The organism is Gemmatimonadaceae bacterium (genome assembly GCA_020846935.1).
Taxonomy (GTDB): Bacteria; Gemmatimonadota; Gemmatimonadetes; order Gemmatimonadales; family Gemmatimonadaceae; genus RBC101.
On record JADLCY010000007.1, the window covers coordinates 90,195 to 111,601 of the forward strand.

Sequence of the window (21,407 nt, forward strand, 5' to 3'; positions counted from 1 at the left end):
CCAGAACACCAACGCATATGTGCGGAATCGTCGGATACGTCGGCCCCCGGGTGGCAACCCCACTCCTGATCGAGGGCCTCAAGCGGCTGGAGTACCGCGGCTACGACTCGGCTGGCGTCGCCGTGATGAACGGCGCTGGCGTGGAAACCGTGAAGGAAGCCGGCAAGATCGCCAAGCTCGAGCAGCTCCTCGCAGGCACACCGGTGCACGGGACGACCGGGATCGCGCACACGCGCTGGGCCACGCACGGGCCGCCGAACCAGGTCAACGCGCACCCGCACGTGAGTCAGGACGGCAACTTTGCGGTCGTACATAACGGCATCATCGAGAACGCCACGCTGCTCAAGCGCATGCTCGAGTCGCGCGGCTATCGGTTCACGTCGGACACGGACACCGAGGTGCTCGCACACCTCATTCAGGAGGCCTTCACCGGCAATCTCGAGGATGCGGTCGTCGAGGCGTTGAACCAGGTCGAGGGCACCTACGGCATCGCGGTGATTTCCTCGATCGACACGCACAAGATCGTGGCGGCCCGGAAGGGGAGCCCGTTGCTCGTGGGCCTCGGCGAAAACGAGTTCTTCGTGGCGAGTGACGTGTCGGCGATTCTGGCGCACACGCGCCAGGTGGTCTACCTCGACGATGGCGAGATGGCGGTGGTCGACCGGAACGGCTACCGGATCGTCGACCTCAAGGCCGGCGAGGTGCAGAAGAACGTTGCCCGCATCGACTGGGATCTCGCGCAGATCGAGCGCGGCGGCTTTGCGCACTTCATGCTCAAGGAGATCTTCGAGCAGCCCCAAACGGTGGAAAACACCATGCGCGGCCGCCTGCTCGTCGAGGAAGGCACGGCGAAGCTCGGCGGGCTGAACATGACCGACGAGGAACTGCTGTCGTTCGACAACATCGTCATCACGGCCTGCGGCACCAGTTGGCACTCGGCCCTGATCGGCGAGAGCCTGATCGAGGAGCTGGCCCGGGTGCCGGTGGAGGTGGAATACGCCTCGGAGTTCCGCTATCGCAATCCGATCGTCGACGAGAAGACGCTGTGCATCGTGATCTCGCAGTCGGGCGAGACGGCGGATACGCTGGCCGCCATGCGCGAGGCCAAGCGGCGTGGCGCTCGCACGATGGGCATCGTGAACGTGGTGGGGTCGACCATCGCGCGCGAGTCCGACGGTGGCATCTACATCCACGCCGGTCCGGAAATCGGTGTGGCGTCGACCAAGGCCTTCACGAGCCAGGTCGTTGCGCTGCTGCTGTTCACGCTCAAGCTCGCACGGCTGCGCGACCTGTCCCTGCTGCGCGGTCGCGAGATCATCGCCGGCATGCAGGCGCTGCCATCACAGATCAAGCAGATCCTCGACCGCGCCGAAGAGATCGAGGCGCTCGCCGAGGAGTTCAAGCGGGCGAGCAATTTCCTGTACCTCGGGCGGGGCTACAACTTCCCGGCGGCCCTCGAAGGCGCGCTCAAGCTCAAGGAGATCTCCTACATCCACGCCGAGGGCTATCCCGCGGCGGAGATGAAGCACGGGCCGATCGCGCTGATCGACGAGATGATGCCGGTGGTGTTCATCGCACCGCACGACTCGGTGTTCGACAAGATCACGAGCAACGTGCACGAAGTGAAAGCGCGAAAGGGCAAGGTCATCGCCATCACCAGTCGCGATGAGCCAGCGCTCGCCGGCAAGGTGGACTATGAGTTCCGCATTCCGGAGACGACGGAGCTTCTGATGCCCGTCCTGGCGTCGGTGCCGTTGCAGCTTCTGGCGTACTACATCGCCGTCAAGCGTGGCTCGAACGTGGACCAGCCGCGCAACCTGGCGAAGTCGGTGACCGTGGAGTAGCGAGGGCAGGGTGAACGCGAGGGAGTGCGTTCACGGAGGTCACGGGGACAGGGGCGCCGATGCCGGGCGCCCTTTTCATTGCGCCCTTCGAGGCGTGCGTTGGCCACGAGCACTCATCACATGGGCCGGCGTTCCGTGCGGTTGGCAGAACTGGGACTCCTTCGCGTGGAGACGCCGATACCTGGAGCCCGCGCGGCCACGACCGCAGCGGCTGAGGGTCGGCGGCTCTCCCGGCTGGTGGGGACCAAGGAGACGTATTGACAGTCTTCGATGACTATGTTACACTCATCGAGGAACTTCGATACGAGTCCATGACCAGAACCCTGGACCTGCTGGAACGAAAGCCCGGTGTCCGCTGCTGCGATGCCAGCGCGCGACCCACGTTGACGTTCGATGAGGCTACGTCGATCGCGGCCGACTTCGACATGCTCGCGCATCCCGTGCGGTTGCAGCTGCTGGATGTGCTCGCCCGAAACGAAGGGCGGGTCTGCGTGTGCGACCTGGAGTCCGCCGTCCCGGTGAAGCAACCGACGGTCTCCCATCACCTCCGGCTGCTTCGTGAGGCTGGGCTCGTGGAATCGGAGCGCATCGGTGTGTGGGCCCACTACCGCGTGAATCGCGAGCGCCTCGCTGGCATGCGCCAGCGACTGGTGGATCGCCTGAAGGACCTGACCTGAAGCGAGTGCACCGACGAATGAAGCCACCCATGCATCTCCAGTCCTCCGACGCTGCCCCGTTTCGTCGGGATGTGCCCCGCCCGGCACTCCGACCAACGGTCTATTGCCCGCACGCCCACGCACCGGAGGACTGCGCGGCGCACGCGGCCTGCCCGATGGGGCGGGAGGCGCACGCGTGAGCGACGACGCGATCGGACCCGTGCGGCTGCGCGCCGCCGGCTCCGATGACCTGGGAGCGGTGCGCGAGCTGCTGAACGCGTCGCACCTGATCACTGACGGCCTGGAGGATCAGTTCGGTCCGGCGTACGTCGTCGCCGACTGCGCGGGTCGCGTCGTCGGGGCCGAAGGCATCGAGCGCTACGAGCGCGCAGGTCTGCTCCGCTCCGCGGTCGTGGACGAGCGCTTCCGTGGCCGGGGCCTGGGTGATGAACTCACGCGCGATCGACTCGCGTGGGCCAGGACCGAGGGGCTGGAAGAAGTCTGGCTTCTGACGACGACGGCGTCGGAATTCTTTCCGCGTTTCGGGTTCGCGGCGGCGGATCGAGCCGCGGCACCGAGCGCGTTGCAGCAGTCCGTCGAGTTCCGCGAGGCATGCCCGGCGAGCGCCGTTGCCATGCGCCTGCGGTTGACATGACGAGACTCCGGGAGAAACACACCATGACGAAGGAACGAAGCTGTTGTGGTCCGACGTGCTGCGGCGACGATGCGCCGAGCGCGATCACCGTGGCAACGCCGGCGCTTGCGGCAACGCCGCCTGACAAGGGCGAGACCGTGCGCGCCATCGTTCGGGAGCGCTACACATCGGCAGCGGAGCGCGCCGCCGAGGGTCATCAGGCGAGCTGCGGCTGCGGCACGACGTGCGCCGCGCCGGACGCGCAGGTGTGGGATCCCATCACGGTGGACCTGTACGAGCAGGGGCAGTTGGAGGGCATCCCCGCCGAGGCGCTGCTCGCGTCGCTTGGCTGCGGGAATCCCACGGCACTGGCCGAACTCCAGACCGGTGAACGCGTGCTCGACCTCGGCTCTGGTGGCGGCATCGACGTCCTGCTCTCGGCGCGTCGCGTGGGTCCGTCGGGCAAGGCGTACGGACTCGACATGACCGATGCGATGCTGGCGCTGGCCCGCCAGAACCAGCAACGCAGCGGCCTGACCAACGTCGAATTCCTGCGAGGAGAGATCGAGAACATTCCGCTGCCGTCGAAGAGCATCGACGTGGTCATCAGCAATTGCGTGGTGAACCTGTCGGCGGACAAGCCTCGCGTGCTGCGGGAGGCGTTCCGTGTGCTCGCGCCCGGCGGTCGCTTTGCGATCTCCGATATCGTGCTGACCGGAGACCTTCCGCCGCAGGTACGTGAGAGCGTCGCGCTGTTCACCGGGTGCGTGAGCGGTGCGCTGACCGAAGACGAGTACGTGGCGCACCTTGGCGCGGCCGGGTTCGGAGAGATTTCCATCGAACCGACGCGCGTGTACGAGCGTGGCGACGCGCAGGCATTGCTGGAGGCGGCGGGGTTGCCGCTGGATCCGCTGCTCGATCAGGTGACGGGCCGGGTGATGAGCGCCTTCGTGCGCGCAAAGCGGCCGATCGGGTCGTAGCGGACAGGGCGGGCATGCGCGGGATGCGCCGCTAGATTCCCGCGCATGCGAGCCCTGATTCAACGTGTGTCGCGCGGGAGCGTGGACGTGCGGGATGGCGACTCCACGCGGCGTACCGGCGAAATCACGCGCGGGTTCGTGGTCCTGGTGGGCTTCACGCATGGCGACACCGACGCACACGTGCAGTGGATGGCCGACAAGATCGTCGGGCTGCGCGTCTTCGAGGATGGCGATGGCAAAATGAACCTTGCCCTCGCCGACGTGGGCGGTTCGGTCCTCGTCGTCTCGCAGTTCACCTTGTATGGAGACGTGCAGAAGGGGCGCCGACCCTCGTTCATCGACGCGGCGCGCCCCGAGGTGGCGATCCCCCTCTACGAGCGGTTCCTCGCGATGCTCCGTGCGCGCGGCATGACCGTCGCGGCCGGGGAGTTCGGGGCATCGATGGCGGTCGAACTCGCAAACGACGGACCCGTCACGCTGTGGCTCGAGCGATGAGCGGCGTGCGCGTGATCCTCGCCTCGCAGTCGCCGCGCCGACGCGAGCTGCTTGGGCTCATCGGGATCGAGCATGAAGTGCGCCCGGCCGACATCGACGAGTCGCACTGGCCGGACGAGCCACCGGTGCCGCACGCGGAGCGGCTTGCCCGTGGCAAGGCGGCGAAGATCGCGGTGCTCGAGCCGGACGCGCTCGTCATCGCGGCAGACACGATCGTCGTGCTCGACGGCGACCTGCTCGGCAAACCGGCCGACCGCGCGGACGCGATGGCGACGTTAGGCAGGCTGTCGGGCCGGACGCACACGGTGCACACCGCGGTCGCCGTGGCGTGGCGAGGCGAGGTGCGTTCCGGCGTGGAATCGGTGGAGGTGACCTTCCGCCGCATCAACGACGCGACGATCGCGCGCTACGTCGACACCGGCGAACCGATGGACAAGGCCGGCGCGTACGGCATCCAGGGGTACGGCGCGACGATCGTGGAACGCGTCCACGGCGACTACTTCGCGGTCATGGGTCTCCCGGTGGGCCGGATGATCGCCCTGCTGCGGGAGCTGGGCCTCGCGTACGACTTCGGCCCGGTTTCCGAGGGCCGATAGGCGGGCGCCGCGGCCCGCCTGTCGGTCCCTGGACGCTCAGGAGCCCGGGCGGCGCATGTTGCGCATGGTCTCGACGTTCTTGTCGAAGACCGCCTTCTGTTCGTCGGTGAGGACGGCACGGATCTCGGCGTTCTGCTTCTGCCGGAGGTCCATCATCTTCTGACGGTCCGCATCGGACGGCGGCGTGCCAGGCGTGAACGCGGGCATCTCCTTCTGGAACTTCGCGACGATCGAGTCCACTTGCACCTTCTGCGCGTCGGTCAGGGTGATTCCCTGCATGAGCATCTCCATCATGCGGGCACCGCCGCGACCACCACCGCCGCCCTGCGCCATGGCGGCGGGAGCCGAGATCGCGCTGGCCAGCACGGCGAGCGCGACGGCAAGAATCCATTTTTTCACGTTGCCTCCGGAGTTGGGGTAGAACGGCAGTCAGACCGATCCGTCCCGCGGATGTTAAGGCCGGGTCGCGTGAGCCGCGGTGATGCACGCTTCGTCCAGTCTGCCGCCGACGCGGACTCAGCCGCGCTCGAGCCTCGCTGCCTTCTCCCGCCCTCGCGATTCGGCATATCGGCCACTAACACCAGCATAGTGCCGAGCAGCGGCCATCCACCGTCAAGCGCAAGGTTCATGGTGGAAAGTCACCATGACCCGCCGTCGAGCTACCCGAGCGACCTCGAATATGTCGCCTTCCAGACGTCGACCTTCTCGAGGACATCGCGCACGGCGATGCGCGGCATTCGGTCGAGACGGTTCTCCATGCTGATCGGGTAGTCCTCCCCGGGCTCTCCGTAGGCGTCGACGATGAGGTCGTGGAACTTGCGCCAGGGGCCGGTGCGCTTGGGGTTGGTGTAGCCGATCAGCGAGATCACCGGGCGGTCCAGCGCCACCGAGATATGCAACGGCCCGGTGTCCGGCGCGACGACGAGCGCCGAAGCATCGAGAATGCCCACCAGCCGGCGCAGGCCACTCCCCAGCATGCTCGTCGGTTTGTGCCTGGCTCTCTCCATGATCACGCGCTCGGCAGCGAGCTCCCTGGGCGATCTCCCTCCGACGAGCACCGGTTGCAGTCCGTAGTCGTGCCACAACACATCAGCGAGTTCGGCCCAGCGCTCCGGCATCCAGTCCTTCTGCGGCTTGCTGGTCGCGATCACCATCGCCACGGCGGGGCGCGAGAGCGAGGCGGTGAACTCCTGCTGCCACGCGCGTTCGTTGTCCCAGGGCCCGAGGTGCCAGGCGACCGGCTCGCTGGCGATGCCTAACGCGCTCACGAACTCGAGGTACTGGTCCTGTACGTGCTGCCCCACCGGATGCGCCGGAATGCGATCGGTGGTGAAGAGCCAGTTGGCGTCGCGGGCCCGCGCGCGATCAAAGCCGAGCTTCACGGGTGCGCGCGTGAACGAGGTCACGAGACCGGCCTTGAAGTAGACCTGCAACGCGATCACGAGATCGAACGGCCGCTGGCGGAGTTCGCGACGAACGTCGAGAAACGCGCGCCAGCCCTTCGAGCGGTCAAACTCCACGATGTCGTCGACGTGCCGATGCCCGCGCACGAGCGTCGCAGGCCCGGGTTGCAACACCCAGGTGACGTGCGTGGACGGCGAGTGTCGCTTGAGTGCGTCGAGCACGGGGAGCACGTGCACGGCGTCGCCCACGGCGCTCATCATCACGATGCCGACCCGGTCGAGCGCCGCGGTCACTCCCACGGCATGTACTCCTCCAGCGCCGTGGCGCGGTCGTTCGCGCGCCGCGCCTCCTCGTGGCCAAGGAGACGTTCGATCTCCGCGAAGTCCTCGTCGGTCAGCGCCGGTTCGCCGCGGGCGTGGAACTTCTGCATGGAGCGCCGGAGCCGCTCGGTGTTGGCGGCTGCCATGTGGGGATCCCCGGCCGGCACGAAGCGCACGCGATCGACATCGAGCAGCACTGCCTGCAGCTCGCCACCGGCCGACGGGGAGAGCAACACGTTTTTCGCGTTGAGGTCCTGGTGCCACGCGCCAGCGTCGAGCATCGCGGCGAGAAGTCGCGCGAGCGCGCGGTGCACGGGGGCACGATCGGCACCAGCCGCCGTGCCGATCGTCGTCGCGAGATCGAGTCCCTCGATTTCGAGGGTCACGACGTCGACGCGGCGCAGCAGCACGGCAGCCGGATAGGTCGCAAAGCCGACGATGGGTGGTGTGGGAACGCCAGCGCGCGCCAGCACCGCCGAGATGAGCAGCTCCGACGCCGCTGGCGTCGGCGGCAGCCACACGTCGCGAAGAATCGGCGCGAGCAGTCCACCATGCCACGCGTGCCGCACCACCACACGTGGGCCATCACCGAGAATCGGCGCGGAGTAGACCCTGCCGCGGCCCTGATACTCGCGGCGATCCGGATGACGGGACGCCCACTGATGGAGGGTGTGGCCGCGAAGGATATCGGCGATCGCCCCGGTGTACCGCTCGTGTGCGACCGCGAGCGGGGAGATGCCTTCGATGCGTTTGTAGCCTTTCGGCAGCCGCAGGATCATCGCAGAGCGCGGAAGACGACGACGGGCTTCGGCTTGCCCCGCAGCGTGAGCGGATCCCGCGACTGGATCGCGTGTTCGCGCGTGAGTGCGGCGCGCAGCGGTTCCGACATCAGGATCTCTCCGCCGTCTGCCCAGTCGCAGACACGGCGCGCGGTGTTGACGGTGTCGCCGATCACCGTGTACTCGAGTCGGCGTTCGGAGCCGGTGTACCCGGCAAACGCTTCGCCGTAGTTGAGTCCGATGCCGACGGAGATCTCCGGTCGGTCGTTGGCCCGCCAGCCGCGATTCAGCTCGTCGACGGCGTCGAGCATGTCGCGCGCTGCGGCGAGGGCCAGGTCGGGGTCGTCGGGGCTGCTGATCGGTGCTCCCCACTGCGCCATCACGGCATCGCCGATGAACTTGTCGAGCGTGCCGCCGTGCCTGAACACACAGTCCACCATCTCGGTGAAGAACTCCGTCAGCAGGGCCGCCGTTTCGTCGGGTTCCATGCGTGCGGCAAGCGGTGTAAACCCGCGAATGTCGGCGAACAGCACGGCCACGTGACGCCGCTCTCCGCCGAGTCGAAGCGATTCCGGCATCGCCGCGATGCGCTCGGCCATGTGCGGCGTGAAGAACCGCTCGAAGTTCTCGCGGATGCGGGCCTCGAGCCGTATGCGCTCGCCGAAGCGGATGTTGTCGAGTGCGACCGCGCCGATGCCGGCGAAGGCGACGAGGAAGTCGAGGTCTTCGTCGGACACGCGCACGCTGGGGCGCGGTCCGTCGACGTAGAGCACGCCGAGCACGCGGCCTTCGGATGCGATGAGCGGGGCGCACCAGATGCTTCGCACCGTCTCCGTACCGCCCGCCGCGCCGGCATCGGCGTCGGAGACGATCGCCACCTTCTGCTCGACCACGGTCTTCACGAGCGCCAGGCTGACATCGCGCTCGGCGGGGGCGCCGGTCCGCGTGCGCGACGTTCGCGGGGAGAGCGTGCCGCCGCCGTCGTAGAGCCAGATCGCCACGTAATCGACGTCGAGCAGCCGAAACGTGAACTGGAGCATGCGGTCGAGGAGCCCCTCGACGGTGGTGGATCGCGTGAGCGCCTTCGAGACCTCCACGAGGAGCATGAGCTTCTGCCGGTCGCGCTGGACCTGCGTGACAGCGGGATCCGACCCCTCGATGGCGGCCTGCGAGCCGGTGGCCAGGAGCGCCTGTTCCAGCGCCTGGTCGGCGTCGGGTACGGGCACCTGCCGGATGATCGTCGTCCCGGCGCGGGCGGCGCGGCGGCGCACCTCGGCAGAGCTGTCGTCGATCAGCAGTTCGGTATGCTGCCTCACGTCGAACGACACCTTGCCGAACACGACGCGTTCGCCCGGCGTTAGGCGCGCCTCGGTCGTGCGCACGCCCTGGTAGAACGTTCCGTTGCTCGATCCGAGATCGCGGACCGTCACCGACGCGGCCTCGACCACGAGTTCGGCATGCCGACGCGAAACCGTGGGGTCGAGGACGGGTAAGTCACAGCTCAGGGCGCGGCCCAGCACGAGCGAGAGCCCCGGACGGAGCTCGAACGTGAGGTTGCCGTCGGCACTGACCAGGCGAAGCGTCATGAACCCGGAATATGTTACGTTTGACCGCCATGTGGCACCGCGCCCTGCCGTTCCTCGTCGCCGCGCTCCTCGCCGCCGCGCCGGCTGCGGCGCAGGAGTGGAACGACGCGCGCACGCGCGACCTCGTGACGCGAGCCACCTTGCGCCGAGCGCGCCAGCTCGCGGACACCGCGCTCGCCGATTACACGGCATCGGCGCGCGGATACGTCACCTTCCTCGCGCAGCTCGGTGAGGGCTTCGTCCTGCCGCCCAGGGTGGTGAAGGCCGATCAGCTCGATCTCGAGATCCACTGGAAGGCGCCGAACCACAGCCGGCAGTGGATCGTCGGGCGTCGCGACACGCTGCTGCTGCCCACCGACATCAGCTATCATCGCGATCACCTCGGCATCGTTCAGAACAACTTCCCCGACATCATTCGCCTCGGCGACGGTGACGAGGTGCAGGACGTGCCGCACCCGCTTTCGGCGCCCGGCCTCGCCACGTACGACTTTGCGATCGGCGACTCGTTGCGCATCGAAATCCCGGGGCGGACGATCGACGTGTACGAGGTGAAGGTGCGGCCGCGCAACGATCGCGTACCCGCGGCCGTTGGCGCGCTCTACCTCGCGAAGGACGACGCCCAGGTGGTGCGCATGGCCTTCTCCTTCACGCGCGTCGCGCTGAAGGATCCGCAGCTCGAGGACGTCTCCATCATCCTCGAAAACTCGCTCATCGCCGAGCGCTTCTGGCTTCCCCGGCGCCAGGAGATCGAGATTCGGCGCAGCGGCAGCTGGATGGACTTTCCGGTGAAAGGCATCATCCGCGGTCGATGGGACATTCGGGACTACACGGTAAATGCTGGCGGCACCGTGGCCCTGTCGCCCGGGCCGGAGATCCAGTGGGCGCCGCCGGAACGTCGCGCGCGGCATCGCTTCCCGCCCACGCCGATTCTCGACTCGCTGCCCGACGGCGTTACCATTGCCACCGACGACGAGGTGCGGCAGGTCCAGGAGGAGGCACGCCGACTGGTGCGGGCGCAGGCGCTTGCTCGCGCCCGAACGACGCGACCCGCCGCCCGCTCGCTCAGCGACCTGGCCCAGGTGAACCGGGTCGAAGGCCTCGCCATCGGCGCGGGCGTGCGGCGCCGCCTGGGCGCCGGGTTCGACCTGGCGCTGCTCGGCCGGTTCGGCGTCGCCGACGAACGGGGGAAGGGCACGGTCTCGTTAGGCCGCGAACGGGCCGACGGCCTGGCGTTGCGACTCGCGGCGTATCGCGATTTCCGTGAGGCCGGCGACGTCGCCGAGACCTCGCGTGCACGAAACTCGATCGCGGCCCAGGAGTTCGGCGCGGACTACTCGCAGCCCTACGGCGTGCGCGGGGCATCCCTGTCGATCTCCGGCCACGCCTCGGAACTCTGGCACTGGTCCCTCGAAGGGGCCGCGGAGGCGCAGCGCGCCCTCGAGGTACATGCCGTCCCATTCCAGGGGCGGTACCAGCCCACGCTCCTCGTCGACTCCGCCCAGGCCCTCCGCGTCGCCTTTCGACTCGAACGCCCCAGCGCGCCCTGGTACCGCGGGTCGTTGCTGAGCGTCCGCGCCGAAGGCCGGTTCGGTCATTTCGTCCCCGAGCCACGAGAAGGGGAGGTGGTCGCGACGAACACCTGGCGCGCGTTTGTCGGCGCAGAATTGCTCGCGCCCACGGGTCGCGGTGCCATGGTCGTGCGCGCGGCCGTTGGCGGTGTCCGGGGTGACCACGGCGTACCCCCGCAGGAGCTGCTATTGGCCGGTGGCCCCATCTCGGCGCCTGGGTACGGCTTTCACGAGTTTCGCGCCACGGGCCTGGTGACCGCGCGGCTCGAATTGCGCCGCCCGGTGCCCTTCGTGCGCATTCCGCTGGGACGCTGGGGCCAGATTCCGCCAACCCTCACCTTGGCTCCATACGCCGGCACCGTCGGCGTGGGAGGCCGCCGAGGTGCTGCGGAGCAGGGGATGTTCCCCTACGTTGGCCTGGGCGCGATCGGCGTGTTCGACCTACTCCGGTTCGATGTCGCTCGCGGGCTGCGCGACGGACGCTGGCGTTTTGCCGTCGACGTCACGCGCGATTTCTGGTCCATTCTGTAAAGATCCGGTACAGGGCCACTGCGACAATGTGACGATACTCCGGGTCAATCACTCCATTGGGAGTGCGCCCTGTCTGGACGCAGACAGGTTCCGCCTGACCCGGCCCGCTGCTGCCCGCAATGCACCCAGTCACTCATCGGGACGAATGGCTTGTCCCGACCTTGAGCAAGCTCATCGACGCCCTCGCTCTCGAGGACATCCGCGCCAACGCGGAGAGTCTCTGGAGCGAAGTCGTGCGACGCGGACTGGTCACGGACGACCGAATTCTCGCAGCGCTCGCGACGCGGTTCCGGATGCCTGTCGCCGAGCTCGCGACGGTGACCAGCGATGCGCGGGATGCCGTCACCGAAACGTTGGCGCGGAAGTACCAGATCGTGCCGCTGACCGTGGCGGACCACACGCTCGACATCGCGACGGCAAATCCCAACGACCTGGATTGCGAGCGCGCGCTCGGCTTTGCGACGGGCAAGTCGATCCGTATGCGCCTGGCGTCGCCCTCCGCGATCGCCGCGCGTATCGATGAGCTCTATCAGCCAGAGACCGTCTTCAACCGACTGATCGACGCCGTCGGAGACACGGACCTCGAGACCATCGCCGAGGGCGAGGAACTGGCCGATCTCGACGTCGGGTCAGAGACGTCGTCGGCGCGGCCAATCATCCGGCTGGTGGATCACATCATCGCCGAGGGGATCTCGCAGCGGGCGAGCGATATCCACCTGGAGATGCAGGAAAAGGGCGTGCAGGTGACGCTGCGCGTCGACGGCGTGCTGCGGCCGACGATGTTGTTGCCGCGCGCGGTGGGCATCCCGCTCGTGTCTCGCATCAAGATCATGTCCGGGCTCGACATCGCCGATCGGCTCCGGCCGCAGGACGGGCGGGCACGGGTCTCGGTGAGTGGTCGGCGCGTTGACCTCCGGGTGTCGACGCTGCCCGCGTCGACGGGAGAAAAGGTCGTCGTCCGCATCCTCGATGCCGGGTCCACCGTGCTCGAACTGGGTGCGCTTGGTATCAGTCAGGCCGATCTCGCCCAGATCCAGCACCTGATCAACCTGCGCGAGGGCATCATCCTCGTCACCGGCCCGACGGGGTCCGGCAAGACGACCACGCTGTACGCCGCGCTGCGCACCATCCAGCAGCGCGGCGTGAACATCGTGACGGTCGAGGATCCCGTCGAATACAAGCTCAACGGCATCGTGCAGGTGCAGGTCAACGAGAAGGCGGGGCTGACCTTTGCGGCCGCGCTGCGCTCGATCCTGCGACAGGATCCCGACGTGGTGCTCGTGGGCGAGATTCGCGACCGGGAGACGGCGGGCATCGCCATCCAGGCGTCGCTGACCGGTCACCTGGTGCTGTCGACCCTGCACACGATCGACGCGGCGACGACGGTCTCACGCCTGCTCGACATCGGCATCGAGTCCTACAAGCTCGGCGCCGCGATCAAGGGCATCGTGGCGCAACGCCTGCTGCGCCGACTGTGCCCGAACTGCCGCAAACCGCACACCGAGCCGCTGTCGGCACGCCTGCGCCGCCACGTGCCGGACGGCGCGACGTTGTTCAAGGCGGCCGGCTGTCACGAGTGCAACAACACGGGCTATCGCGGACGCCTTGCGCTCATGGAAGTCCTCGTTGCGGACGCCGAGGTCGAGCGCCGTATCTCGGCGGGTGAGAGCGCCGAACGCATCGCCGCCGCGGCCCGGGAAGGCATGGCGATGCGTTCGCTCTGGCAGTCCGGCATCGACCACGTCGTCGAAGGCAACACCGACCTGGACGAATTGCTGCGCGTCGTCGAGGTGCCGATCGAATCCGGACCACCCCGCCCGACGCCGCACTCCGTCCTGTCGGTGCCGACTCCCACGCCGACGGGCAAGGCACCGCTGGGCTCGGCACGAAACGGGCGGCCCACGCCGGCTCCGGGAACGCTAACGGCCCCGGTCGAAGCGGCCTTCGAGCTCATCGACGACATTCCAGCCGCGCCGCGCCGAAGTGGACAGCCCACCGTGCTCCTCGTCGAGGACGAACAGCACCTGCGGCACGTACTCAAGGAAATGCTCGAACGGGACGGATTCACGGTTATCGAGGCGGCCGACGGAATCCAGGCGCTCGAGGAGGTCGATCATGCCTCGCCAGACGCGGTAGTGCTGGACCTCAACCTGCCCCGTCTCGACGGGTTCGGCGTGCTGGCCCGCCTGCGCTCCCGACGCCCCACCGCAGGCCTTCCGGTCATTGTGCTCACGGCTGCGACCGATGAGGACAACGAGGTCCGGGTCTTTGATGGCGGCGCCACCGACTTCCTGTCCAAGCCGTTCCGCCCACGCGCACTGTCCGCCCGCCTGCGAGCGCACATCAAAGCGCGTCGATCGTAACGCTCTGCCCTGCAACTGCTTAGGGTTTCGGAGCACGGGAGCATCTGATGATGCTCCCGTCGCCTTTCGAGGATCATTGCACGCTCTTCAGCCCGGAGTCGGGCGTGCCGACCACTGGCTTGCGGAACTCCGCGCCCAACGCGCCACGGACGACCACGGAGCGCACCGCGGGGCTCGGGCAGGAGGAAGAAGAGGACTTGGCGGTCGATGGCACGCGCCACCGCTGCGCGCGGGTGAGCGCGGCATCCCCCGCGCACGCCACTTGTACACTGGCGTGCGATTGTGCGCCCGTGCACTATCGAGTCATGCAGCGTTTTCCGGTCAGGTTTTTTGTACTCGCGTTCCTCCCAGCCCTCGCGTGGCACCGGGCCTCGGCCCAGGATTCCACGTACAGACGGGGGCGCGCGGTCGGTGACTCCGTGGCCTCGACCACGCTTCAGATGGGGTGGTTCGCCGGGGGGCTCGTGGCGGGAGCCGTTGCCGGACCGTTCGGCGGCTGGTGGGCAGTCAGCCGCGCCGGACGTCCCGTTTCGGGTGACGTCCCCCTTGGCACGGCAGAACGCGACCCCGAGTTCACCAAAGGCTTTACCGACGGTTACCGCCGCGGCGAGCGCTCCCGGCGGCGTGAGTATGCCTTCGCAGGGAGCATGGTCGGGACCGCGGCTCTTGCGGTGATCATCGTGCAGATGGCGCATGCGCGTGACAAAGTCGGCGGTAACGGCCCACCGGGCGATGGTGGCCCGAATCTGGTGCGAATCCCGTTGTTGCGATTGGTTATCCCGTAAGGGCCGTCACGCGCACGGACCGCAGCGTGACGGCATCCGACTCCGGATCGCAGCCGCCGGCGCACGCCGGCGAGATGTCAAGGAAAGATGCGAAGCGGGGCCCGGCATTGCCGGGCCCCGTCGCGTGTGTGCTGTGCCGATCGCGGTTCAGCACGATCCATTGAGATAGCAGTTCGCGAGCCCCTGGCGGGCGCGTTCATCGCACGCGCGAGCCCGGTCGCGAACTCCTACCGCATGCTCGTGACGCTGCGGTATTCGGTCTGACATCGAGCACAGGTCAACCAAGGGGCAGCAAGTATCTCTCATACGGATACGGCGCAATCACCGCCTGATTGATCCACCATGAGCACGCGAACGACCGGAGCCAACAGCGAGACGCGGTGGCTCCCCTGACTGGTAGGTCTCACTCGCTGGGCTCTCACGGTATGGCGGGCTCGTTCGCGTTCGGAGAAGAGCTCACGTCGCCGTCAACCAGCTGAACCTCGGATTCGCGGCCACCAGGCACGCGAATGGCCCGACCGCGAGGCACATCGTCGCGTTGGAGACTATGATTCAGCATGCCGCAGAAACGAATTCCACTCGTCGAGCACGTGCCGAAGACCCTCAAACGCGGGAATCGCACAGCCGCGCCGGGGATTCCGGCAAACATCAGGGTTGATGGCCTCACCCTCGATGAGAGCGACCGCGACTACATCCGGAGAAGGCTTGGTGAGAAGCTCGGACGATATGCGGGGTCCGTCGAGCGCATCTCGGTCCGATTGCGCGACATCAACGGTCCTCGTGGTGGCGTTGATGTACGCTGCCGCATCAAGGTCGTTCTGAGCGGCCTGCCGAGCATCGTCGTCGAGCAACAGAACACTGCCTTTCGACCCGCGCTCACGGAAGCGCTGGCCAGTGTCGAGCGAGCGGTGCGACGCACGCTGCAGCGTAAGCGCACGCGACCCCTGCGCGCCAAGCAATAGCTTGCCGGCCTTCTGTCAGGAACACGCACGCCAGGCACATCCGCTCGAGGGAACACTCCCCGTCAAGCGGAACAGTTCAGAGTCGGACCCTTGGAATGCGAACGGGCCTCTGCAGAAGGGCGATGGCTTTCGGTACGGTCCATCGCGTTTCTCCCTGGCCGTGCGTTTGGCGGCCCACGGCCGGAGATTCGGTGCCGGATCGTTCCCTGTGGCTCCGAATCCCGCGACGTTCCCACCGACGTACATCGCGGGAATGGCGAGCAGCGTGAGAGCGGTCGATGTGGTGAGGCCACCGATGACGCTGTTGCCAGTGGGTCTTGCACTTCCGCACCGGCGCCGGTCGCCATCGCCGGTGGGATGAAGCCGATCGACGCGACCAGCGTAGTCGTATGGAGCTGACGTAACCGCACCATCTCCCCTTCAACGGAGACACTGGATCGCAGCCACCGGCGCACGAGGGCGAGACGCAAGGGAAGGATGCGAAGCGGGGCCCGGCATTGCCGGGCCCCGTCGCGTGTGTGCTGTGCCGATCGTGGCTCAGCACGATCCATTGAGATAGCAGTTCGCGAGCCGCTCTACGTCAGCGATGGGGAGGAGGATCCCCGGGGTGCGCACGGCATCCGAGGCGCTCTGCCACTGCGGCGACGTCACGCCGAAGCGGTACATATCGAGCAGCCTGCGTCCCTGGAGCAGCAGGTTCGCGCGACGCTCGTGCAGCAGGAGGTCGCGCGGCGTGATGGTCGTGTGTACTGCAGGGTTGTAGGCCGGCAGGTTGTCGAGCGCACGCACCGCATTCATTTCAGACACGGCGGTCGCGGCGTCCCCGGCGGCCAGCGCGGCCTCTGCGATGATCAGGTGCAGCTCGCGCGCCGACACGACGGTAAGTGGGCCGTACTGGCGACTCACCTTGAACTCGTCGATGATCCCGCTGATGGCAGGGTCCACCTGTCCGGTGATGGGATCGAGGAAACGGACGCGTCCGACCTGCTTGTCCGTGGCATCGGGGACGACGTACGCATCGCCGATCCGGAACTCGCGTCGTTCGTTGACCCATGCACCGAGCGTGCTGGCCACGGTGGTGGCGGAGAACTTGAAACGGTACTTGTAGTCGGGTTCAGTGTTCAGCGTGAAGAACTGCCGGGCGTCGGCGACCGCCGCCGCATCATTCACGAGACCGTTGGCCGGCGTCTTCCGCGGCGCGAGCAGGGAGCGCACCGCCTTGCCGTGGCGCGCCTTGGCCCGGACCGCCATGGCGGCCACCTCGATGGACGCGCTCTTCCTGGCGCGTGCGATCGTTACGGCTTTGTCGAGGTACGCGATCGCGGTGTCGTACAGCTTCACCATCCCGGCGGAGCCGAGCGCCGGCCCCGGCGTGCGGCGATCGGAGAGTGTGAAATCCTCCCACATGTCGGCAATCGACGTGTAGGCGATGGCCGCGTAGATATACGACCGGGCCAGGTCGTCGCGGTTGGCCAGCTGCCCCGCCTTGTCGAAGGCCTCCAGGCGCGCGATGGCCTCGTCGGCCATCCACCGTCCCTGCGCCATGGTTGGAAAGCCGCCCATCATGAACTCGTTGCGCGCATTGGTCACGCCGCCGAACATGAGCTCACGTCCCGAGTCGTAGCTCCCGACCCACTTCAGTTCGTCGGAGATCACCGTCTGCGGGAGCAGCGATGCCGAATATCCATTCGCAACGGTTGCGAGGGCGCCGTTGGCGATCGCGGCGGCCGCGGCGGCGTTGGCCAGGTCGGCTTCCTTGAGCTGGTTGGGGTTCTCGACTTCGAAGATACTGTTGCACGCGCCCAGCCCCGTGGCGAGGGAAAGGAGCAGGACGCCAGAACGAATGGCGCCTCGGGTGCGGCGAGCCGCAGCGTATGAAGAATTGGTCATTGGGTCGTCTCCGTCAGAAGCCCACACGGGCGGAGAGACTGAAGCGTCGCGGCATCGGAAGTCCCCACGCGTTGATTCCTTCCTGGAAGTTGTTTACGAGTTCGCTAGTCGACGCGCCACGTCCGAGCGCGTTCATTTCCGGATCGGCCCCCGGATAGCGCGTCATGATGCCAAGGTTACGGCCCGCGAAGGTGATGGCGAGCGTCCGACCTCCAATGCTCCGAACCAGGTGACGCGGAGCGTCCCACGTGAGGCTCAGCTCGCGCCATCGGATGAAGTCGGCCTCGTGGATCTCGTTCAACCCGTCGAGTGGCGTGAGTCCTTTCATCTGTGTCGCCCACACACGCGCTGCCTCGAGCCGCTGTTCGGCGGTGCTCGTTGGGTTGGTCAGCGTCGCCTCGATTTCGGCCGCCTGCAGCGAGTTGCGCCCGATGAGTCCATGGTTGCGGCGGAAGGCCCCCGTGAGGTCGTGTACCCAGTAGTTCCCCGTTCGGAACTCCAGCATCGTCTCCAGGCGGAGGTTGCGCAGGAAGGTGAAGCGCCCACCGAACGAGCCGGACCAATCGGGGAACGGCTTGCCGATGTAGCTCGTGTTATCGGTCTGGCCGCACTTGGCAGCCAGAACGTTGATCGCATCAGGACTGCGTGGCTGCGAGAAGTAGGTGAGGAGGGCATCGCGCGTGGAGGGCGTGCAGCCGGCGCCCACGCTGATCGGATACTCCACCGGCATACTGGTGGGGGCGAAGAACGCGCCAGGCGCGTATCCCTGTCGAATCCAGTTGACGTAGCGCGCGTACGATCCGCTGATCTTGATGGCCGGCGCCCCGCCCAGGTCGGTGACCTCCTGATGCAGGTAGGCGGCATTCGCGAACAGGTCGAGTGACATGCGGCTCCGCTTCATGACGTCGGCCTTGATGCCGAGCTCGAGGCCGTGCGCCTTCATCTGGCCGATGTTGTCGAGCTGCGGATTGCTGAAGCCACCCGACGGCGGGAACTGGCGCGCGACCAGCGCATCCTTGACCGCGCGATTCCAGTATGTCACCTCGAGGGCGAGGCGATCGCGCAACGTCCCCACCTCGAATCCGCCTTCCCACTCGGTCGAGGCTTCCGGCCTCAGATCCGGGTTACCGAGGTTGCCAGGCCGAAGTCCGGCGCCGGCTTCGGAGGCCTGGGGGACGAAGGTCGTGTACTTGTCGAAGGCGCCCGGCTGCAGCCCGGACTTTCCGATCGCCGCACGCAGTCGCAGAGTCGAGATGCCCGGCACAGACCATCCACCAATGTCAGTCGGAACCACCGAGAGGCTGACCTTGGGATAGAACGCACCCCCCGCGCTCTCGCCGAAGGCACTGTGCTTGTCGTAGCGCGCGCCTACGGTGAGGAAAGCGAAGTCCTTCCATCCGAACTGCTCCTGCGCAAAGACGCCGGCGCTGACCTGCTGAAGGAACTGTTCCCACGTGGTCTGGATGGCACCGGCACCGGTGACCTCGATGCCGGGCCCGGGGAATTCGTTCCCCGTGCCATAGCTGGAATTGAGCTGCGAGGAGAAGAGCTGCGCCCCCACGACCATCGCCGAGGTGAGGTTCGATGAGAGCTTGGTGTCCCAGGTTCCCTTGCCTTCGAAGCTCAGGTCGCGGTTGTGGCGGTTGCTTGCCGTCCGCAGCCCCTTCACGTCGGCGTTGGCGTAACCATCGACGTTCCAGCCGAAGGGAAGCATGCGCGTTCCCATCTGGTCGACGATGTCGACCCCGACGGTGGCATCGAGCGCGATCGAGGTGAGTGGCCGGTAGTTCGCATTGAACGAGCCGCCGAAGCGCCTCACGTCACCGTAGTTGCGGCGCTGCATCGCTTCGCGCACGGTGGTGAAGGCGCCGGCACCGGTCGGGTTCTTCGCGTTGGCGAGCTCCGGCTTGCTGAGGAGGAGCATCGCGAGCGTGCCGTAGATGTTGTTGTTGTTGTCGGGCGTTTCGGTGTGCGACTCGACGTAGCTCGAGTTGAGCCGCATGAGCATCTTCTCGGCCGGGAACATCGTCAGGGATCCGTTGGCCTGTTTGCGCTGCGCCACGTCCGACGCCGGTCCCCACTGACGGCCGCCGAAGGGGCCGTTCTCCGTCTCGTATCGTCCCCCCATGAAGTAGTTCACCTGCTGCGCGCCGCCGGCCACGGAGGCGGAGTAGGTCTGGAAGTTCCCCGTCTCGTACATCATCGATTCCAGGTCGACCGTGAACGGCTTGAACGGGGTGATCGGCTGCTTCCAGAAGGCGGTGAGCGCGTCGGCCTGCGTCTGCGTGCGGGCGAAGCCCGCGTGCGGCTCGTACACGTGCGGGTAGCTTGAGGCGCCCCCCTCGATGTGCAGGTCGTAACGCGGCGCCCCCACGCTCCCGCGCTTGGTGAAGATCTGGATGACCCCGCTCGACGCCTCGGTACCGTAGAGCGTCGCCGCAGCGGCCCCCTTCAGCACTTCGATGCGCTCGATCGACTCCGGGTTGATATCGTCGAGACGCGACGGACTTCCGCCGTTCTGGCCGACCCCAGGCCCCATCCCGCCCGAGTTGTCCATTCGAACGCCGTCGACATAGATGATCGGTTCGTTGGACTGCGAGAGGCTGGCACCGCCGCGAATGCGAATCTTGGCTCCTTCGCCCACCAGCCCGCCCCCCGGCATCGCGATCACGCCTGGCTCACGGCCCTGCAGCACCTCCGACACCGTCTTCACCGGCGCCGATTCGAGCTGATTGGACCCGATGGTGGCGACCGTGTTGCCGAGCTTGCGCTTTTCGGTCTGCGCGCCGGCGCCGCTGACCACCACCACGTCCAGCTGCAGCGCCGTGGCCTCGAGCGCGACAGTGAGGCGGGCCGTGTCGCCGGCCTGTACGGTGATCTGCCGCGTCACCGAGCGATAGCCCAGCCCGCGTATCTGCACCGAGGCTGGGCCCGCCGGAACACTGAGCAGACGAAACTGCCCCAACTCGTTCGTCTGCGTGCCGCGCCCCGTGCCTACGAGAACGACGGAGATGGCATTGAGCGGGCGATCTGTACTTACCTCGGTGATCGTGCCGACCACCGTGCCCGTGGCCTGGGCCTGTGCGACCGACGCCGTCAGCGCCATGCACGCTGTCGCGCCGACGGACCGGAGCAAATTGGACAACCATCGCGTCATTGCGGACTACTCCTCTCGACAAGAACGGATACACACGCAGCCAACAGCGGCTCGCGCCGCCACCTTTGCGATCGGTACATATTGTTGTCAATAACTTTTCTGCGATCGCGCTCACCAGCATTCAGATACAGGCGCATACCTGACAGAAATGACAGCGTATGCCTGACAAGCGTCGACCGGGTGAGCCCGACTCACATGGGAGGGATTGCGAGAGAGCGGCACGGCGTATCCCGTCAGCGACCGGAGCGCATCCCACCGCGCGACACTTCATCAGGACCGAGGTTGGCCCCGCGGTGCGCGGCAAGCACTCACCTTCGCCCGCTCCTCGGCGCATTGTGCGCCACGCGTCGACGTCGGCGCGGTCATCACTCCCAATCAGATCTCGTGACGGAACTCAAGGTCGGCGTCGTGGACGTCTTTGTGGTGGATCCTCGACCACCCATGCGCCTGCTCCTCGTCCGAAGGGCAGAAGGAGCGCGGTGCCCCGGGGCGTGGGAGGTTGTTCACGGGCGCATCGAATCCGGAGAACGGCCCGAGCAGGCAGCGGTCCGAGAGGTGCTGGAGGAGGTCGGCCTTCCGGTGATGCGCCTGTACAACGTGCTCTGCCACCCGTTCTATCTTCATCGCCTGGCCACCGTGCAGGTTGCGGTCGCATTCGCCGCGTTCGTCGATGCGGAGATCCCCATTCGCCTGTCAGCCGAACACGACCGCTACGAATGGCTGACGGTGGAGCAGGCCGTGGCACGCGCGTCGTGGCCGCGAACTCGGCAGGGCATGGCTGAGGTGCAGGCGCTGCTCAGCGGAGGCGACGCCGGGCCGGTCGAGGACGTGCTGCGTGTCGTCTGAGCTGCGGTGTG

Annotated in this window: 17 protein-coding genes and 1 pseudogene; 11 read left to right on the forward strand and 7 right to left on the reverse strand. The window is 67.1% G+C overall.

Annotation, left to right across the window (positions count from 1 at the left end; genetic code table 11):
- Positions 1–17: 17 nt before the first annotated feature.
- The 6 genes from glmS to maf all read left to right on the forward strand — a co-directional run bounded on the left by glmS (position 18) and on the right by maf (position 5,205).
- Positions 18–1,844 (forward strand): glutamine--fructose-6-phosphate transaminase (isomerizing), encoded by a 1,827-nt coding sequence (gene glmS, locus IT361_09230; GenBank protein MCC6317860.1) that lies wholly within the window; start codon positions 18–20, stop codon positions 1,842–1,844.
- 311 nt (positions 1,845–2,155) lie between these two features.
- A complete protein-coding gene (locus IT361_09235; GenBank protein MCC6317861.1) occupies positions 2,156–2,521 on the forward strand; it encodes a winged helix-turn-helix transcriptional regulator in 366 nt (121 codons plus the stop codon).
- Positions 2,522–2,696: 175 nt separating this feature from the next.
- A complete protein-coding gene (locus IT361_09240; GenBank protein ID MCC6317862.1) occupies positions 2,697–3,155 on the forward strand; it encodes a GNAT family N-acetyltransferase in 459 nt (152 codons plus the stop codon).
- 23 nt (positions 3,156–3,178) lie between these two features.
- Entirely contained in the window at positions 3,179–4,114 is a 936-nt protein-coding gene (locus IT361_09245; protein ID MCC6317863.1) for an arsenite methyltransferase, read from the forward strand.
- A 45-nt stretch (positions 4,115–4,159) separates the two neighbouring features.
- Complete coding sequence (locus IT361_09250; protein ID MCC6317864.1) at positions 4,160–4,609, forward strand: D-tyrosyl-tRNA(Tyr) deacylase; 450 nt, start codon at positions 4,160–4,162, stop codon at positions 4,607–4,609.
- Positions 4,606–5,205: a septum formation inhibitor Maf gene (gene maf, locus IT361_09255; GenBank protein ID MCC6317865.1), complete on the forward strand. Its 600-nt coding sequence runs from the start codon at positions 4,606–4,608 to the stop codon at positions 5,203–5,205. The genes IT361_09250 and maf overlap by 4 nt, the downstream gene beginning before the upstream one ends.
- 36 nt (positions 5,206–5,241) lie before the next feature.
- Here maf and IT361_09260 read toward each other — a convergent pair whose 3' ends face one another.
- The 4 genes from IT361_09260 to IT361_09275 form a co-directional block, all read right to left on the reverse strand.
- Positions 5,242–5,604: a hypothetical protein gene (locus tag IT361_09260; protein ID MCC6317866.1), complete on the reverse strand. Its 363-nt coding sequence runs from the start codon at positions 5,602–5,604 to the stop codon at positions 5,242–5,244.
- A 260-nt stretch (positions 5,605–5,864) separates the two neighbouring features.
- On the reverse strand, positions 5,865–6,908 hold the full coding sequence (locus IT361_09265) for a glycosyltransferase family 9 protein (GenBank protein MCC6317867.1): 1,044 nt from the start codon (positions 6,906–6,908) through the stop codon (positions 5,865–5,867).
- Entirely contained in the window at positions 6,899–7,708 is an 810-nt protein-coding gene (locus IT361_09270; GenBank protein MCC6317868.1) for a hypothetical protein, read from the reverse strand. Before IT361_09270 ends, IT361_09265 begins: the two co-directional genes overlap by 10 nt.
- Complete coding sequence (locus IT361_09275) at positions 7,705–9,294, reverse strand: FHA domain-containing protein (GenBank protein ID MCC6317869.1); 1,590 nt, start codon at positions 9,292–9,294, stop codon at positions 7,705–7,707. The genes IT361_09270 and IT361_09275 overlap by 4 nt, the downstream gene beginning before the upstream one ends.
- A 29-nt stretch (positions 9,295–9,323) precedes the next feature.
- On the opposite strand from IT361_09275, the gene IT361_09280 reads away from it, so the two are divergent.
- The 4 genes from IT361_09280 to IT361_09295 all read left to right on the forward strand — a co-directional run bounded on the left by IT361_09280 (position 9,324) and on the right by IT361_09295 (position 15,503).
- The gene (locus tag IT361_09280; protein MCC6317870.1) at positions 9,324–11,393 is read left to right on the forward strand and encodes a hypothetical protein; all 2,070 of its coding nucleotides are present in this window, start codon (positions 9,324–9,326) and stop codon (positions 11,391–11,393) included.
- A 161-nt stretch (positions 11,394–11,554) separates the two neighbouring features.
- Positions 11,555–13,756 (forward strand): Flp pilus assembly complex ATPase component TadA, encoded by a 2,202-nt coding sequence (gene tadA / locus IT361_09285; GenBank protein ID MCC6317871.1) that lies wholly within the window; start codon positions 11,555–11,557, stop codon positions 13,754–13,756.
- 419 nt (positions 13,757–14,175) lie between these two features.
- Complete coding sequence (locus IT361_09290; protein MCC6317872.1) at positions 14,176–14,541, forward strand: hypothetical protein; 366 nt, start codon at positions 14,176–14,178, stop codon at positions 14,539–14,541.
- Between the two features lie 557 nt (positions 14,542–15,098).
- Entirely contained in the window at positions 15,099–15,503 is a 405-nt protein-coding gene (locus IT361_09295; GenBank protein ID MCC6317873.1) for an HPF/RaiA family ribosome-associated protein, read from the forward strand.
- Positions 15,504–15,518: 15 nt separating this feature from the next.
- Here the strand turns inward: IT361_09295 and IT361_09300 are convergent.
- The 3 genes and pseudogenes from IT361_09300 to IT361_09310 all read right to left on the reverse strand — a co-directional run bounded on the left by IT361_09300 (position 15,519) and on the right by IT361_09310 (position 20,550).
- Positions 15,519–16,054: pseudogene (locus IT361_09300) on the reverse strand (efflux RND transporter permease subunit).
- Complete coding sequence (locus IT361_09305; protein ID MCC6317874.1) at positions 16,041–17,393, reverse strand: RagB/SusD family nutrient uptake outer membrane protein; 1,353 nt, start codon at positions 17,391–17,393, stop codon at positions 16,041–16,043. Before IT361_09305 ends, IT361_09300 begins: the two are co-directional and overlap by 14 nt.
- Positions 17,394–17,406: 13 nt before the next feature.
- Entirely contained in the window at positions 17,407–20,550 is a 3,144-nt protein-coding gene (locus tag IT361_09310) for a SusC/RagA family TonB-linked outer membrane protein (protein MCC6317875.1), read from the reverse strand.
- A gap of 384 nt (positions 20,551–20,934) precedes the next feature.
- Here IT361_09310 and IT361_09315 point away from each other — a divergent pair, with 384 nt between their 5' ends.
- Entirely contained in the window at positions 20,935–21,396 is a 462-nt protein-coding gene (locus tag IT361_09315) for an NUDIX domain-containing protein (GenBank protein MCC6317876.1), read from the forward strand.
- The last annotated feature ends 11 nt before the right edge of the window (positions 21,397–21,407 follow it).

What these genes read in the sequence shown, in the direction of transcription:
- glmS (MCC6317860.1), top strand. Translation starts at nt 18, where the DNA reads ATGTGCGGAATCGTCGGATACGTCGGCCCCCGGGTGGCAACCCCACTC.
- IT361_09235 (MCC6317861.1), top strand. Translation starts at nt 2,156, where the DNA reads ATGACCAGAACCCTGGACCTGCTGGAACGAAAGCCCGGTGTCCGCTGC.
- IT361_09245 (MCC6317863.1), top strand. Translation starts at nt 3,179, where the DNA reads ATGACGAAGGAACGAAGCTGTTGTGGTCCGACGTGCTGCGGCGACGAT.
- IT361_09250 (MCC6317864.1), top strand. Translation starts at nt 4,160, where the DNA reads ATGCGAGCCCTGATTCAACGTGTGTCGCGCGGGAGCGTGGACGTGCGG.
- maf (MCC6317865.1), top strand. Translation starts at nt 4,606, where the DNA reads ATGAGCGGCGTGCGCGTGATCCTCGCCTCGCAGTCGCCGCGCCGACGC.
- IT361_09270 (MCC6317868.1), bottom strand. Translation starts at nt 7,708, where the DNA reads ATGATCCTGCGGCTGCCGAAAGGCTACAAACGCATCGAAGGCATCTCC.
- IT361_09275 (MCC6317869.1), bottom strand. Translation starts at nt 9,294, where the DNA reads ATGACGCTTCGCCTGGTCAGTGCCGACGGCAACCTCACGTTCGAGCTC.
- IT361_09280 (MCC6317870.1), top strand. Translation starts at nt 9,324, where the DNA reads ATGTGGCACCGCGCCCTGCCGTTCCTCGTCGCCGCGCTCCTCGCCGCC.
- IT361_09295 (MCC6317873.1), top strand. Translation starts at nt 15,099, where the DNA reads ATGCCGCAGAAACGAATTCCACTCGTCGAGCACGTGCCGAAGACCCTC.
- IT361_09305 (MCC6317874.1), bottom strand. Translation starts at nt 17,393, where the DNA reads ATGACCAATTCTTCATACGCTGCGGCTCGCCGCACCCGAGGCGCCATT.
- IT361_09310 (MCC6317875.1), bottom strand. Translation starts at nt 20,550, where the DNA reads ATGACGCGATGGTTGTCCAATTTGCTCCGGTCCGTCGGCGCGACAGCG.